At 60.7% G+C, this 13,750-nt stretch carries 13 protein-coding genes; 10 read left to right on the forward strand and 3 right to left on the reverse strand.

Going from position 1 to position 13,750, the window contains the following annotated elements; translation table 11 throughout:
* Positions 1 to 280 precede the first annotated feature (280 nt).
* The 6 genes from I2I05_RS14365 (at position 281) to I2I05_RS14390 (ending at position 7,586) form a co-directional block, all read left to right on the forward strand.
* The gene (locus I2I05_RS14365; RefSeq protein ID WP_196282970.1) at positions 281 to 2,125 is read left to right on the forward strand and encodes an ATP-binding protein; all 1,845 of its coding nucleotides are present in this window, start codon (positions 281 to 283) and stop codon (positions 2,123 to 2,125) included.
* A 63-nt stretch (positions 2,126 to 2,188) separates the two neighbouring features.
* Positions 2,189 to 4,213, forward strand: a complete 2,025-nt coding sequence (locus I2I05_RS14370) for a KUP/HAK/KT family potassium transporter (protein ID WP_196282971.1) — start codon at positions 2,189 to 2,191, stop codon at positions 4,211 to 4,213.
* 84 nt (positions 4,214 to 4,297) lie between these two features.
* Complete coding sequence (locus I2I05_RS14375; RefSeq protein WP_196282972.1) at positions 4,298 to 5,416, forward strand: porin; 1,119 nt, start codon at positions 4,298 to 4,300, stop codon at positions 5,414 to 5,416.
* A 102-nt stretch (positions 5,417 to 5,518) separates the two neighbouring features.
* Positions 5,519 to 5,959 carry a hypothetical protein gene (locus I2I05_RS14380; RefSeq protein ID WP_196282973.1) on the forward strand — a complete coding sequence of 147 codons (441 nt, stop codon included), beginning with the start codon at positions 5,519 to 5,521 and terminating at the stop codon, positions 5,957 to 5,959.
* 149 nt (positions 5,960 to 6,108) lie between these two features.
* Positions 6,109 to 7,125 carry an NAD(P)/FAD-dependent oxidoreductase gene (locus I2I05_RS14385; RefSeq protein ID WP_196282974.1) on the forward strand — a complete coding sequence of 339 codons (1,017 nt, stop codon included), beginning with the start codon at positions 6,109 to 6,111 and terminating at the stop codon, positions 7,123 to 7,125.
* Positions 7,126 to 7,259: 134 nt separating this feature from the next.
* Positions 7,260 to 7,586, forward strand: a complete 327-nt coding sequence (locus I2I05_RS14390) for a 2Fe-2S iron-sulfur cluster-binding protein (protein WP_196282975.1) — start codon at positions 7,260 to 7,262, stop codon at positions 7,584 to 7,586.
* Positions 7,587 to 7,664: 78 nt separating this feature from the next.
* On the opposite strand, the gene I2I05_RS14395 is transcribed toward I2I05_RS14390, so the two are convergent.
* Positions 7,665 to 8,597: a Cif family virulence factor gene (locus I2I05_RS14395; RefSeq protein ID WP_196282976.1), complete on the reverse strand. Its 933-nt coding sequence runs from the start codon at positions 8,595 to 8,597 to the stop codon at positions 7,665 to 7,667.
* A 159-nt stretch (positions 8,598 to 8,756) separates the two neighbouring features.
* Between I2I05_RS14395 and I2I05_RS14400 the strand changes: the two genes are divergently transcribed.
* On the forward strand, positions 8,757 to 9,254 hold the full coding sequence (locus I2I05_RS14400; RefSeq protein ID WP_196282977.1) for a KdsC family phosphatase: 498 nt from the start codon (positions 8,757 to 8,759) through the stop codon (positions 9,252 to 9,254).
* 78 nt (positions 9,255 to 9,332) lie between these two features.
* Here I2I05_RS14400 and I2I05_RS14405 read toward each other — a convergent pair whose 3' ends face one another.
* Positions 9,333 to 9,983, reverse strand: a complete 651-nt coding sequence (locus I2I05_RS14405) for a LuxR C-terminal-related transcriptional regulator (protein WP_196282978.1) — start codon at positions 9,981 to 9,983, stop codon at positions 9,333 to 9,335.
* A 266-nt stretch (positions 9,984 to 10,249) separates the two neighbouring features.
* On the opposite strand from I2I05_RS14405, the gene I2I05_RS14410 reads away from it, so the two are divergent.
* Positions 10,250 to 10,903: a response regulator gene (locus tag I2I05_RS14410; RefSeq protein ID WP_196282979.1), complete on the forward strand. Its 654-nt coding sequence runs from the start codon at positions 10,250 to 10,252 to the stop codon at positions 10,901 to 10,903.
* A gap of 29 nt (positions 10,904 to 10,932) precedes the next feature.
* Here I2I05_RS14410 and I2I05_RS14415 read toward each other — a convergent pair whose 3' ends face one another.
* Positions 10,933 to 11,628, reverse strand: a complete 696-nt coding sequence (locus I2I05_RS14415; protein ID WP_196282980.1) for a DUF1345 domain-containing protein — start codon at positions 11,626 to 11,628, stop codon at positions 10,933 to 10,935.
* A gap of 104 nt (positions 11,629 to 11,732) precedes the next feature.
* Between I2I05_RS14415 and I2I05_RS14420 the strand changes: the two genes are divergently transcribed.
* Together I2I05_RS14420 and I2I05_RS14425 are read left to right on the forward strand one after the other, a co-directional pair.
* Complete coding sequence (locus I2I05_RS14420; RefSeq protein ID WP_196282981.1) at positions 11,733 to 13,223, forward strand: nicotinate phosphoribosyltransferase; 1,491 nt, start codon at positions 11,733 to 11,735, stop codon at positions 13,221 to 13,223.
* A 71-nt stretch (positions 13,224 to 13,294) separates the two neighbouring features.
* Positions 13,295 to 13,708 (forward strand): hypothetical protein, encoded by a 414-nt coding sequence (locus I2I05_RS14425; protein WP_196282982.1) that lies wholly within the window; start codon positions 13,295 to 13,297, stop codon positions 13,706 to 13,708.
* Positions 13,709 to 13,750: the final 42 nt, after the last annotated feature.

Consider the following 13,750-nt stretch of genomic DNA (forward strand, 5'->3'; position numbering starts at 1 on the left):
GCATCTCGCGTGCAATAAGTAATTAGTGGTGGCACGCGAGATGCTTCGCGGCGCTCTGCATGACGTTCTTTCGGACGGTTCTTTTGGGTAGCCATCGAGTCACTTTGACAATCCTACTGGGTCAAAATGGCCCGGTTAGGTCAACCGTGGTTAGCAAGCTATCGCGCCAATATTTTTTATTCTCCCTAGTTCACAGAACATTAGCTGTCAACACCAGGCAAGCTGCCGTTTGTGGACACCAATTGGCAAGCGGGGCTGTGTCCCTTGTCAACCACTTGCCATGAACATCAAAACCAAAATCACGCTGGGTTTCCTGCTGCTCCTGACGCTGCTGCTGGGCGTGGGCGCTTACAGCCTGGGCGCGGTGCGGCAACTGGACCAGGCGGCGCGCCACATTCTGCAGGCCAATTTCTACTCGGTGCAAATGGGGCAGGAAATGCACGCAGCGCTCAACCTGCTCAGCAAGGCGCAGCAACGGCGGTTTTTGGCCCCAGCCGGCGACAGCGCCACCGAAGAGATTCACATCGGGTTGGCCCGGTTCGAAACCGCTCTGACGCAGGAAGCGGGTAACATCACCGAACCCGGCGAGCGGGAACTGGTGGCGGGGCTGCAGCAGAATTTTGCCACTTACCGCAATCTGGTGGAAGCAGAGCCGGCCGCCGGCCGCGCCACTTATTTCGCCCGCACGCTCCCGACCCACCACCAGCTCAGCCAGCAAACGGCCCAAGTGGTGCAGCTGAATGAAAGCGCCCTAACGCGTAAAAACGCCGAATCAGAGAAGCGGGCGGCCGACATTGAGCGCAACACCATTTTGCTACTGGCCTTCAGCAGCTTGTTTGCCCTGTTGTTTGTGTTCAGCGTGCCCGAGGCGGCCGTGAGCGGCCTGCGCAAGCTCTCGTCAAGCATTGACGCGGCCACGCGAAACGAGTTTACGGGCACTATCCCCGAAGAAACTAACGACGAGTTTGGGGTGGTGGCGCGGGCCTTCAACCGCATGCTGGTGCAGCTGCACGGCGCCCGCAACGCCTCGCTGGCCGAACTGGTGACCGAGCGCAACCGCGCCGCCAGCATCGTGGAGCACCTCGACGAAGGCCTGCTCCTGCTCGACGCCGACCGCTGCGTGCTGCTGGCCAACCCCACGGCTGCCGCCCTGCTGGGCCAGCCCGCCCCGGCCCTCACCGAGATGGCGGCCGATGAATTAGCGACGCAATCGGAGCTATTCCACCAGTTGCGAGCCTACCTGGAAACGCCCAAGGCCCAACGCCCCGCCGAGGCCCCGCAGCTGGCCGTGCCCAACGCCGTTGAACCGGCCGAGCCCGACTACTACCGCCTGGCCACGCGCGACGTGGTTGCCTTCAACCCCGCCCGTGACCAGATGGAATTTCTCGGCACCGTGGTGACGCTCCAAAACGTGTCGGAGTTCCGGCGGCTTGACCGGGCTAAGTCCGACTTTCTGGCCACGGTCTCGCACGAGCTGAAAACGCCCCTTTCCAGCATCAACTTCAACCTGAAGCTGCTGCAGGACCAGCGCATCGGCCCCGTCAACCACGAGCAGCAGGAGATTTTAGGCAGCATCAAGCAAGAAAACCAGCGCCTGCTGCGCCTCGTGGGCGAACTGCTGGAAGTGGGCAAGCTCGAATCGGGCGCCATTCCGCTGCAACTCGAAGCAGTGCCCGTGGCGGAGCTAGTGGCCGCCGCGGCCCAAGCGGTGCAGTTGCAGTTGCGGCCCCAGCAGCTGCAGCTCGACGTGGACTTGCCCGCCGACCTGCCTGCGGTGCGCGCCGACCGCGAAAAAACCACCTGGGTGCTGGTAAACCTGCTGGCCAACGCCATTCGCTTTTCGCCCCCCGGTGGGCGCGTGGTGGTGCGGGCCCAGGCGGGAGCCGGCCGCACGGTGGAGTGCTGCGTGGAAGACCAGGGCCCCGGCATTGCGCTGGACCTGCAGGAGCAGATTTTCCGGCGCTATGCCCAAGGCCCGAGTCCCGGCGGGGAGCCGGCGGCCGGCGGCACCGGCCTGGGCCTGAGCATTGCCCGCGAATTTCTGGCCGCCCAGCAGGGCCGCCTGTGGGTGGACAGCCAGCCTGGGCAGGGCAGCCGCTTCTACCTGGCGCTGCCCGTCGCCTAGCTCCCTTTTCACTTTATTCCTCATTTTTTCTGGCCTGCCGCAAGGTGGGTGCTAGCCACTGCCATGTCAAATTTTGCCCTTTCCGAAACCAGTATTCACAAGCGAAATATCACCGTGGCGGGCCTTTTGGTCACGCTGGGCATCATTTTCGGGGATATTGGCACCTCGCCGCTGTACGTGTTCAAATCCATTCTCGGCGACCGGCCGGTGAGCGAGCTACTGGTGTATGGCGGCGTATCGGCAGTATTCTGGACCCTCACGCTCCAAACCAGTATCAAGTACATTTTGCTGACGCTGGAGGCCGACAACCACGGCGAGGGCGGCATTTTTTCGCTGTACTCGCTGGTGCGGCACCGGGGCAAGTGGCTGCTGTGGCCGGCCATCATCGGGGCGGGCACGCTGCTGGCCGATGGCATTATCACGCCGCCCATTTCGGTGTCTTCGGCCATCGAAGGGTTGAAAATCCTGGACCCTAGCCTGACCGAAAGCACCATCATCGGCATTGTGCTGGTCATTATTACGTTGCTGTTTGCGTTTCAGCAGTTTGGCACCAAGGTGGTTGGCGCGGCTTTTGGCCCCATCATGCTGCTGTGGTTCAGCACCATTGGCACGCTGGGCGTGGCGCAGGTGCTGCAGCACCCGGCCATTCTCAAGGCGCTGAACCCGCTGTATGCCATCGAGTTGCTTACGACTTATCCGAAAGGATTTTGGCTGCTGGGGGCGGTGTTTTTGTGCACCACCGGCGCCGAGGCGCTGTACTCGGACCTGGGGCACTGCGGCCGCAAAAACATCCGCGCAGCCTGGCTTTTCGTGAAATTGGCGCTGGTGCTCAACTACCTGGGCCAGGGTGCCTGGGCCATGGAGCGGGCCGGCCAGGTGCTTACCGACCAAAACCCCTTCTTCCTCATTGCGCCTTCGTGGGCTTTGGTGCCGCTCATCGTGTTGGCCACGGCGGCCACCATCATAGCCTCGCAAGCCCTGATTTCGGGCTCCTACACGCTGGTCTCCGAGGCGGTGAGCCTGAATTTCTGGCCCAAGGTGCGCATCCTCTTCCCCACCGACCAGCGCGGGCAGATTTACGTGCCGAGCATCAACTGGCTGCTGTGGGCGGGCTGCGTGGCGGTGCAACTCTGGTTCCAGACGTCGAGCGCTATGGAGGGCGCCTACGGCTTTTCCATCACCGTGGCCATGCTGATGACCAGCATCTTGCTCTCGCAATACCTGCGGGGCGTGAAGCACTGGGCGCTGCCGGTAGTGGGCGTTATCATGCTGGTGTTTCTGACGGTGGAGCTGTCGTTCCTCGTCGCCAACATCACCAAATTGCTCAGCCGACTGGGCATTCTGGTCTTCGAGTGGGCCCTGATTATGGGTATGTGGGTGGGCTACAAGGGCCGCCAAATCAAGAACCGCTACCTGGAAATGACCGACTGGGCCGGCAACCTGCCCATCCTGCAGGAGTTGAGCCAAGACCCCACCGTGAGCAAATACGCCTCGAACCTGGTGTACCTCACGCGCAGCAAAAACGCCCGGCAGATTGAGGCGCGCATCCTCTACTCCATCCTGCGCAAGAAGCCGAAGCGCGCCGACCGGTACTGGTTCCTGAACATCAGCCTACTCAACGAGCCGTTCGGGATGCGCTACACCCTGGAAACGCTGGTGACCGACGTGGCCTACAAAATCAATTTCCAGCTGGGCTTCCGCATCCAGCCGCGCATCAACTTGCTGTTTAGAAGGGTGCTGGAGGACATGGCCGCGCAGGGCGAAATCGACATCACCTCGCGCTACGCCACGCTGCAAAAACACAAGCTACCCGGCGATTTCCGCTTTGTGGTACTCGACAAAGTGCTGAGTTTCGACAACCAGCTGTCGCTGCGCGAGCGGATTATTCTGCAGGGATACTTCCTGTTCAACAAACTGGCCATCAGCGACCAGCAGGCCTTTGGCCTCGACACCAGCGATGTGGCCGTGGAACTGGTGCCGCTGACCATTCAGCCCCACCGCCGGCTCGATTTGCAGCGCGTGCCCTCCGAATCGGACCCCGTACCCACAGCGGCCGTGGCCGCCGAAGAACTGGCCTATAAAGTATAATCCCGGCGGTAAGCCAACCCGATTCTGCTGCTAACCGACACCTTTGTAACCGCGTGGGGTAGTCCGCACGCTTGCCTGCTTTCTATGAAAAGTTTCTTTTTTCTGCTGCTTGGGGCAGCAATTTTTTCTGCGCACGCCCAAACGCCCGCTCCAGCCCCAACGGCCGTGTCAGACTCGGTTGCGGCGGCCCCAGCCGGTCCCCTCACCTTCTACGGCGCCTTGGATGCCTATTACGGCTATGATTTTGGCAACGACGTTTCCAATTTGCGGCCTTCGTTTCTGTATTCCCACAACCGGCAAGACGAGTTTAGCGTGAACCAGGGCGTGCTAGGCGTGCGCTACAACAACGACCAGGTGCGCGGCGCACTGGCCCTGCAGGCCGGTTCCTACGTCGAGGCCAACTACGCGGCCGAAGGCTCCACCTTCCGGCACCTCTATGAGGCCTATGCGGGGTTTCGCCCCTTTAAACAAACCTGGCTTGACGTGGGCATCTTCACCTCCCACATCGGCTTTGAGTCCGCCATCAGCAAGGAAAACTGGACGCTGGCGCGCTCCATCATGGCCGAAAACTCGCCCTACTACGAAACCGGCGCCCGCTTCACCTATGAGCTGGACCCCAAGCTCACGCTCACGGCCTTTGTGCTAAACGGCTGGCAAAACATCCGTGAAACCAACCAGAAAAAAGCCCTGGGCACCCAAATTCAGTGGAAACCCAGCCCCAAGCTGCTCCTCAACAGCAGCACCTTCGTCGGCGATGAGCAGCCCGCCGATGCGCTCCGGCGCCGCCGTTATTTCCACAACTTTTACCTCACCTACGCCCTCACCGACCACCTGAGCGTGGCGGGCGTGTTCGACGTGGGCAAGCAGGAAACCGAGACGTCGGGCCGATACGATACCTGGCACACGGCCGCCGCCTTTGTGCGCTACCAATTGGCCAACAAGTGGGTAGCCGCCGCCCGCGCCGAGTACTACTTTGCCGAACGCGGCGTATTGGTCACCGGAAATATTTCGCCCCTTGCCGGCGCGCCTGATTTCCTGGCCGGTGGCGGCTCGCTCAATCTCGACTACGCGCCGACTACCAACGTGACGTTAAGGGTCGAGGGCCGTTATTTGAAAGGGAAAGCGCCTGTGTTTCAGCGCGCCGACAATCCGTCCGCCAACAGCTACGGCAACCTGACGTCGAGCCTGGCTTTCTCGTTTTAGGCCGCTCATCGAACAATGTTAACATTCTACGTATTAATATTGTAGCCCCATCGAGGCCTAAGTATTTATCCGGACTCGCGTTGTTATGTGTTGTTTGCCGTTATGCGTCTTATTGCTTTCCGACCCGAATACCAGCTTACCGTTGAACAAGAGAAGAACCGCTTATTCTACCAGAATTTTGGGCAGATGCAGCAGGCCACGGCCCTTCCCGACTACCTAGCCGATTGGACCGCCGCGCTGGCCGAAGTGCGCCCGGGGTTCAGCATTCTCAGCGACATGCAGGTCGTTAATCAATCAAACCAGGACTTGCTGGCCGATTTTCAGGCCGTGGAGCAGCTCATCGTGGAGCGCGGCGTCAACGTCGTGGCCGAAGTACACGTGCCCGGCCTGCCCACCCGCCGCTGCAGCGACGAAGTAACCACGGCCCAGGCCATGCCCGTGCGCCAGTTCCTGACCATGTGGGAAGCCGCGCAGTTCCTGGACGAAGTCGCCACTGAACCGGCACTTGCTGTGTCGCACGCCGCAAATTCGGTAGCTGAATAGCAGTTAACAGCCAACGATTTGGGCGCGTCGGTTGTTATGACCCGGGTCGTCGTTGGCGGCCCCGGCTGCGGACCGTACCTTTGCCAAACGGCTTGCTACGGCGTTCGGCCGCTTTTCACTCGGCGCCTCGTCAGGCACTAATTGCTATTATGCCCAATACCATTTCAACCGATATTTGCATCATTGGGGCCGGACCGGTCGGCCTGTTTGCGGTTTTTGAAGCCGGTTTGCTCAAGCTGCGTTGCCACGTGGTCGATGCCCTGCCCCAGCCCGGTGGCCAGCTCTCCGAAATTTATCCCAAGAAGCCGATTTACGACATTCCGGGTTTCCCCGAAATCCTGGCCGGCGACTTGGTCGACAATCTGATGAAGCAGATTGCGCCCTTCCATCCCACCTTCACGCTGGGCGAGCGGGTGGAGCGGTTTGCCAAGCTCGACGACGGCTCGTTCCAGCTCTACACCACCGACGGCACCGAAATCCACTGCAAGGCCGTGGCCATTGCCGGCGGTCTGGGCTCGTTTGAGCCGCGCAAGCCCGCCGTTGAAAACCTGGAGCAGTTTGAAGGCGGCAAAGGCGTGCACTACATGGTGCGCGACCCCGAGCACTTCCGCGACCAGAAAATCGTCATCGCCGGCGGCGGCGACTCCGCCCTGGACTGGACCAACTTCCTGGCCAACGTGGCCGCCGACGTGACCTTGGTGCACCGCGGCACCACCTTCCGCGGCGCCGCCGACTCGGCCGAGAAAGTACAAAAGCTGCACGAAGCCGGCAAAATCAAGCTCGTGCTGAGTTCCAACGTGACGCACCTGCACGGCAACGGCAAGCTGGCCCAGGTTACCATCACCGCCAACGACGGCACCGCCGACACCGTGCCGCTCGACCACTTCATTCCGTTGTTCGGCCTCACGCCCAAGCTCGGCCCCATCGGCGAGTGGGGTTTGGAAATCGAAAACGACGCTGTAAAAGTCAATACGCTTGACTACAGCACTTCGCTGCCCGGCGTGTTCGCCATCGGCGACATCAACACCTATCCCGGCAAGCTGAAGCTAATCCTTTGTGGCTTCCACGAGGCCGCGCTCATGTGCCAGGGCGCGTTCAAATACATTTACCCCGACAAGAAGTACACGCTCAAGTACACGACCGTGAACGGGGCACCCAGCCTGTAGCAACAGCGCAGAACGTCATGCTGAGCGAAGCCGAAGCGTCTCTACCGCAGCACTAATCACAGTTAGTTGCGCAGTAGAGCTGCTTCGGCTTCGCTCAGCATGACGTTCTTTTGTTCTACGAATTCACCGAACCTATGGAAGAAGATATCCGCATCTACGTCGAAGAAGCCCCCGGCCAACGCACCGAACTCATCGGCCCCACCGACATGGGCCTGAGCTTGATGGAACTGCTCAAAGCCAGCGGCTACGACATTATGGCCACCTGCGGGGGCATGGCGCTGTGCGCCACCTGCCACGTGGAAGTGCTGGCGGGCCCCGCCCTGCCCGAGCCCGGCGACGACGAACTCGACATGCTCGAAACCCTGCCCGTGGTGCACGAAGGCAGCCGCCTGAGCTGCCAGATTCGCCTCACGCCCCGCACCGACGGGTTGGTGGTGCGCCTGGCCGCTACCGGCGCTTAGCAGTTCCGGCCTCCAGATGACAAAACAGCCCCCGCCTGCTAGCAGACGGGGGCTGTTTTGTCATCTGGCGGGCCCAGCTTAGTTAGAAGGCTTGGCGGATACCTGGCCGGAAGCCGGGACCTTATCGGGAACCGGGGAGGTGGCAGTGTCTGCTGCGCTGGGGGCGAAGTTGAATATTTCCAGCACAATGCGCCAGCCATCCACGGCTTCGCGCCGCCAGATGCGCAGGTAGCTGCCGCTTTCCTGTGGGTGCTTCAGGCCCGCCGGGCGGCTGACGGTGCCCACTACATAGCCCAGGTCCCCAGACGCCGCCAGGTACCCCGTGCCCACGATGAAGCTGTAGTTCCCGTCCAGGTTTTTCATGTTCGCGGCGGCGGCGGCGCCTTGCATCATCGACAGGCCCGGCCGATAAAGACGAGCCTCCGTGCTGAGGTATTGCTGGTAAGTAGCGCCCGGCTTCAGCTGCTGGGCAAGGGCAAACTTTTTGTCGATGTCGATTACGATGTTAGGCGGGGCGGTGCTGGGAGTGGCGGCCGCGGCCAAAAGGCGCGGCTGCGGCACAGTGGCCGCCTTGGCCGGGGCCGCGCCAATGCGTTCGATGCCCATATCGACCACGAATTTCATTTTGCCGTCGGCCTGCTTACGCCACACGGTCACGTACTCGCCGGTGGCCTGGGGCTGGTCGTTGAGGGAAGAAGTCCAGGGCCCGGTTGTGTAGCCCATTTCGCCCGACTGCGCAGCATCGGCCAGCACGGGGTACCAAGCCAGCTGCGTACCGGGCTGGGCCGGGCGGGACTTCCACAGGTCCTGGGCTTTCACCCAGTTGCCCTTCTCAGTTATCAGGGCCGTGGGCGCGCTGTGGGCCAGAAACGCGGCTTTGGTACCGTCTTGGGCGGCCTGCGCGGCGAAAGCCGTTTCTGCGGCCACCACAGCATCCCGAGGTATTTGGGCGAAGGCGGCGAAAGGAACCGAAAGGGCCAACATTGCCCCGATAGCTAAAGAATTCTTCATAAGATACTACTATAATAGATTGCAAAGGCTAATATACACTTTCCGTGATAATTATAATTACAGTGCAATTTTCATTCGCCATTCCGTGCCGTTCTTGCGGGCTGATTGCTTCGAGCCGTTCGATTAGCCCCTCCCCCGTTTCTGTTCCTTCTTGTTTTTATGAAATTAGCCGACCTCATTGCCCGCGCCCGCCGCATTCGTTTAGTACTCACCGACTGCGACGGCGTGCTCACCGACGGCGGGGTGTACTACTCCGAACGGGGCGAGGAAATGAAGCGCTTCAGCATCCGCGATGGCATGGGGGTGGTGCGCCTGCGCGAGTTCGGCATCGCCACGGGCATTATGACGGGCGAGCTGTCGCCTTCGGTGCGCACCCGCGCCGCCAAGCTCCAGATTGAGGAACTCCATCTGGGTGTGAAAGACAAGCCGGCCTGCCTGCACAGCATTTTGGCCCGCACCGGGCTCCGGGCCGACGAAGTGGCGTTCATCGGCGACGACACCAACGACCTCGACATTCTGAGCATGGTTGGCTTGGCGGCCTGCCCGGGCGATGCCACTTCCTTTGCCCGCGCCGTGGCCGACTTCCATTGCCAAGTGCCCGGCGGCCACGGTTGCTTCCGCGAGCTGGCCGAATTCATCATTGCCGCGCAGCAATAAATACGGATGTGCTGCGCGGGTGCACAAAAATGCATGGCGACGGAAGCGCGGGGCAGCACCGCCCGTAAAACCCGGCTTTTACTTCGGGAGCAGCCCTTGGCTGGCGGCCAGCTTGATGAGGGCCGCCGTGTTGCGAGATTGGGTCTTTTCCATGATGTTCTGGCGGTGGGTTTCGATGGTGCGCTTGCTGGTGAAGAGTTTGCCCGCAATTTCGGCATTGGTCAGCCCGCTGGCCACTAAGCCCAACACTTCCATCTCGCGTTTGCTCAGGCCCAGAGCGGCCTGGGTGGCCGCACCCCCCGTCGGACCAGTGGCGTAGAGGCGGTTGAGCAGCGCCAGCCCAATGGCCGAGCACAGAAACGGCCGGCCCAGGGCCACGGTGCGCACGCCGTGCGCGTGCTCGGTGGGCAGGGAGCTTTTAAGCAGGTAGCCGTGGGCCCCCAAGTCGAACGCGCGGCGCACGTAATGCTCGTTGGTGAGCTCGCCGCGCACCAGCACGCGCAGTTGGACGTCCTGTTCCCGCAAGGCCGGCAGCAGCGCAAACACGTCGGGGCCGGGCAGGCTCAGGTCGAGCAGCACGAGAGTGGGCGCACAGCTGGCCGTTTGCGCCAGCAGGTCGGCACCGTTGCCGACGTTGCCGACCACTTCCATCCCCACCACTGCCTCAAACCACCCCCGAAGGGCCTCACGGGCGGAAAAATCGCCATCGGTAAGCAGCAAGCGAATCATAAACGAGTTGACGGGCAAAAGAAGCGCAGATACCCCGGTTGCCAAATAATAGCTGGCAGTCCGGTTTTATAGCAACCCGAAAGTACACGGCTCGGCAAGCATATCGGGGCTGTTTTGGGCAAAAGCCGTATTAATACGGGGAAAAGCGCAAGCATTGACTTTTCATATCGTATTAATACGTACCCGCCATTTTGGTCCCAAGAGTTAGCCCAACTTTGTCATCCGCAATTCGTTTTGACAACCCGGACCTAAACTTTTTTCTGGCCATGACCCGTATTCTGCTTGCTGATGACCACACAATTTTGCGCGATGGCATTCGCGCACTCCTTTCGGCGGATGCCGACTTAGATGTGGTGGGCGAAGCCAGCAACGGCGCCGAGGTACTCTCCATCCTGGAAACGACACCCGTTGACGTGGTGCTGATGGATGTGCAAATGCCCGTGCTCGACGGCTTTGCCACCGTGCCCGAAATCCGCAGCCGATTCCCGGAGGTGCGCGTGCTGGTGCTCACCATGCTCGACCACGAAAACTACGTAACCCGCATGTTCGAGGCCGGGGCCTCGGGCTATGTGCTCAAGAACGCGGCCATCAACGAAATCACCTACGCCATTCGCACGGTGGCGGCGGGCAACCCGTTCTTGTGCACCGAAATCGGCCTCAACATGCTGCACAAGGCCGTGGTGCAGTCGTCCACCATCGCTACTGACGATGGCGGCCACGCGGGCGCCGACCTCACGGCCCGCGAGCTGGAAGTGCTCAAGCTCATCGCCGAAGGCCTTACCAACGGCGAAATCTCCGACAAGCTCTTCACCAGCAAGCGCACCATCGAAACCCACCGCCAAAACATCATCGCCAAAACCCAGGCCAAGAACACCGCCGCCCTCATCAAGCTGGCCGTGGGCCGGGGCCTCATTTCGTAGGGCACCCCCCTCGTTTCGAGAAGCCCGCCTCAGCGCATCAGCTCGCCCACGGCGCCCACGCTCAGGGCCACAATGGCGGTGTTGAACCCGAATGAAATGAGAGAATGCAGCAGCGCCGTGCGGCGTTGCCGCTTGCCGGGAATGGTGATGTCGGCCGTTTGGGCGGCCATGCCGATGGTGAAGGCGAAGTAGGCAAAATCCAGGTAATCGGGCTCGGGGTCGTTGCCGGGAAACTCCAGCCCGCCGGTATCGCCGCCGTGGCGCTCGTCGTTGTCGTAATAAATGTGCGCGTAGTGCAACGTGAATACGGTGTGCACCAGCAACCACGACTCGAGTACGGCCACCACGCTGATGGCCACGTGCCGCGTGAGGGCCCCGCGCGACAGCGAATCGAGGGTGCCGAGCAACGCCACCACCGCCAGCAAACTGGCCAGCGCGGCCACCAGCACAAACACAAAAGCCACCACCCGGCTCAGGTCTTCGCAGTTGGCCACCTTGCGAATGGTAGCCGCATCGGCCGTGAACATGGCCGCCGCGATGAGGAGCAGCGTGCTGCCCGCGTACACGTCCCACGCCGCCACCCACCGGCTCACGGTGTCCTCGCCGGCCGGAGCCAAGCTCCAGGCCAGCACGCCCAGCGCCAGGCAAAGGAGCATGCGGTGCTTAGCCGATAGTTGGCCAACGTGGTGCGTGAAACGAAAAAGAGCGGAATGGGGGAACAACATGGGCGTAAGATACGCGACCGGCACGGGCCAAGGGCCGGGCCTTTTTCGGTTTTCGGTGGTTTCCTTTGTGGCTGAAGCTTCTGCTTATTTCGCCGCTCTTTTCTATGAACACCGCTCCCCTGTCCGGCCTCTACGCCCCGTCCCTTGCCCTCGTCACCGATTTGTATCAGCTCACGATGGCCTACGGCTACTGGCAGCAGGGCATGCAAGACCGGGAAGCCGTATTTCACCTGTACTTCCGCAAGGCGCCATTTCAGGGCGGCTACGCGGTGGCGGCGGGCCTGGCGCTGGCTGTGGATTGGGTTGAGAACCTGCATTTCTCGGACGATGACCTGACTTATTTGGGCAGCCTGCGCGGCAGCAAAGGGGCTGTGATGTTCCCGGCAGAGTTTCTGGAATACCTGCGCCAGCTGAAATTCACCTGCGACATCGACGCCGTGCCCGAAGGCACCGTGATGTTCGGCAACGAACCGCTGATTCGGGTGCGCGGGCCGCTGCTACAAGCCCAATTGCTGGAAACGGCGCTGCTGACCCTCGTCAATTTCCAAACCCTGATTGCCACCAAGGCCGCTCGTATCCGAGAAGCCGCCGGGCCCGGCGACCAGATTTTGGAGTTTGGCCTGCGCCGCGCGCAGGGCTTTGATGGCGGCATTGGGGCCAGCCGCGCAGCCTATCTGGGCGGGGCCGATGCCACCAGTAACGTGCTGGCCGGGCAGCGTTTCGGCATTCCGGTGCGCGGTACGCACGCTCACAGCTGGGTGCAGGCCTTTGGGGACGAAACGCAGGCGTTTTCGGCCTATGCGCAGGCTTTTCCCGACGACTCCGTGTTTTTGGTCGATACCTACGACACCATTGAGGGCGTGCGGCGGGCCATTCACGTGGCTCGCGAGATGCGCGCCAATGGCCACGAACTGGCTGGCATCCGGCTCGATTCGGGCGACTTGGCTTACCTCAGCCGCGAGGCCCGCGCCGTGCTGGACGAGGCCGGCTTCACCGAAACGCGCATCGTAGCCAGCAACGATTTGGAGGAAAACCTCATTACCAGCCTCAAGCAGCAAGGCGCCCGCATCGACACTTGGGGCGTAGGCACCCAGCTCGTAACGGCCTACAACCAAGCCGCGTTAGGCGGAGTGTACAAGCTGGCCGCCCTACGCAAAGCCGACGATTCCGGCTGGGATTTCACCATCAAGCTTTCGGAACAGGTAGCCAAAACCAGTATTCCCGGCATCCTGCAAGTGCGCCGCTACCTCAACGAGTACGGCAAACCCCGCGCCGACATGCTCTACAACACCGCCGAGCCCCTCCCCAACCAGCTTACCATCGTGGACCCCGCCGACTACACGCGCCGCCTCGCCATCAAGCCCGAAACCAAATTCAAGGAACTGCTGGAGCCTGTGTTCCGCCAAGGCAAGCGCGTGCTGGACCTACCCACCCTCACAGAAAGCCGGGCCCACGCCCAGCGCGAAGTGCACGGCCTGGACCCCAGCATCCGCCGCTTCCTCAACCCTCACACCTACCCCGTAGGCCTGGAGAAAACCCTCTGCGAATACCGCACGCAGCTTATTCTGGAGAAGCGGCCGGTGCGCGGGGCATAGCTAGCAAAACAGGGTTACCAATTACATCTGGATTTATCAATTGGTACTACCTGCTCTTACCACCCTAGCTCATGATACCTCAGTTTCGCCTTTGCTTTGTAGTAATCCTATTGCTATTAACTGGTTGCGACTATTACGATTCGCGTCTCAGTATAATCAATGAAAGTCGTTCGGCAATCTGCGTTGAGACTTACAAAGACACCATTCCTGAAGATTCCAATACCAATCAACCAGCATTCTACTTAAGCCATGAAATTTCGCCAGGCGATACATCAAGGCAAACGATACCAGGAAAAGAGGCTTGGGTAGTTGAAATAGCAACCAGTAAAAACAGACGACTGAACATGTTTGTGTATCAATCTGATACAGTAAGAAAGTATCGTAACATGGCAATACTAAAGAAAAAACGCTTGTTTCAACGAATCAGCTTAACCCAAGAACAACTAGAAAGAAATAATTGGCTTGTAAAAATCTCGAACGAATAGAACGTCATGCTGAGCTTGCCGAAGCATCTCTACTGCGCAACT

This window comes from Hymenobacter jeongseonensis (assembly GCF_015694725.1).
Lineage (GTDB): Bacteria > Bacteroidota > Bacteroidia > Cytophagales > Hymenobacteraceae > Hymenobacter > Hymenobacter jeongseonensis.

What these genes read in the sequence shown, in the direction of transcription:
- I2I05_RS14365 (WP_196282970.1), top strand. Translation starts at nt 281, where the DNA reads ATGAACATCAAAACCAAAATCACGCTGGGTTTCCTGCTGCTCCTGACG.
- I2I05_RS14370 (WP_196282971.1), top strand. Translation starts at nt 2,189, where the DNA reads ATGTCAAATTTTGCCCTTTCCGAAACCAGTATTCACAAGCGAAATATC.
- I2I05_RS14375 (WP_196282972.1), top strand. Translation starts at nt 4,298, where the DNA reads ATGAAAAGTTTCTTTTTTCTGCTGCTTGGGGCAGCAATTTTTTCTGCG.
- I2I05_RS14380 (WP_196282973.1), top strand. Translation starts at nt 5,519, where the DNA reads ATGCGTCTTATTGCTTTCCGACCCGAATACCAGCTTACCGTTGAACAA.
- I2I05_RS14385 (WP_196282974.1), top strand. Translation starts at nt 6,109, where the DNA reads ATGCCCAATACCATTTCAACCGATATTTGCATCATTGGGGCCGGACCG.
- I2I05_RS14390 (WP_196282975.1), top strand. Translation starts at nt 7,260, where the DNA reads ATGGAAGAAGATATCCGCATCTACGTCGAAGAAGCCCCCGGCCAACGC.
- I2I05_RS14395 (WP_196282976.1), bottom strand. Translation starts at nt 8,597, where the DNA reads ATGAAGAATTCTTTAGCTATCGGGGCAATGTTGGCCCTTTCGGTTCCT.
- I2I05_RS14400 (WP_196282977.1), top strand. Translation starts at nt 8,757, where the DNA reads ATGAAATTAGCCGACCTCATTGCCCGCGCCCGCCGCATTCGTTTAGTA.
- I2I05_RS14405 (WP_196282978.1), bottom strand. Translation starts at nt 9,983, where the DNA reads ATGATTCGCTTGCTGCTTACCGATGGCGATTTTTCCGCCCGTGAGGCC.
- I2I05_RS14410 (WP_196282979.1), top strand. Translation starts at nt 10,250, where the DNA reads ATGACCCGTATTCTGCTTGCTGATGACCACACAATTTTGCGCGATGGC.
- I2I05_RS14415 (WP_196282980.1), bottom strand. Translation starts at nt 11,628, where the DNA reads ATGTTGTTCCCCCATTCCGCTCTTTTTCGTTTCACGCACCACGTTGGC.
- I2I05_RS14420 (WP_196282981.1), top strand. Translation starts at nt 11,733, where the DNA reads ATGAACACCGCTCCCCTGTCCGGCCTCTACGCCCCGTCCCTTGCCCTC.
- I2I05_RS14425 (WP_196282982.1), top strand. Translation starts at nt 13,295, where the DNA reads ATGATACCTCAGTTTCGCCTTTGCTTTGTAGTAATCCTATTGCTATTA.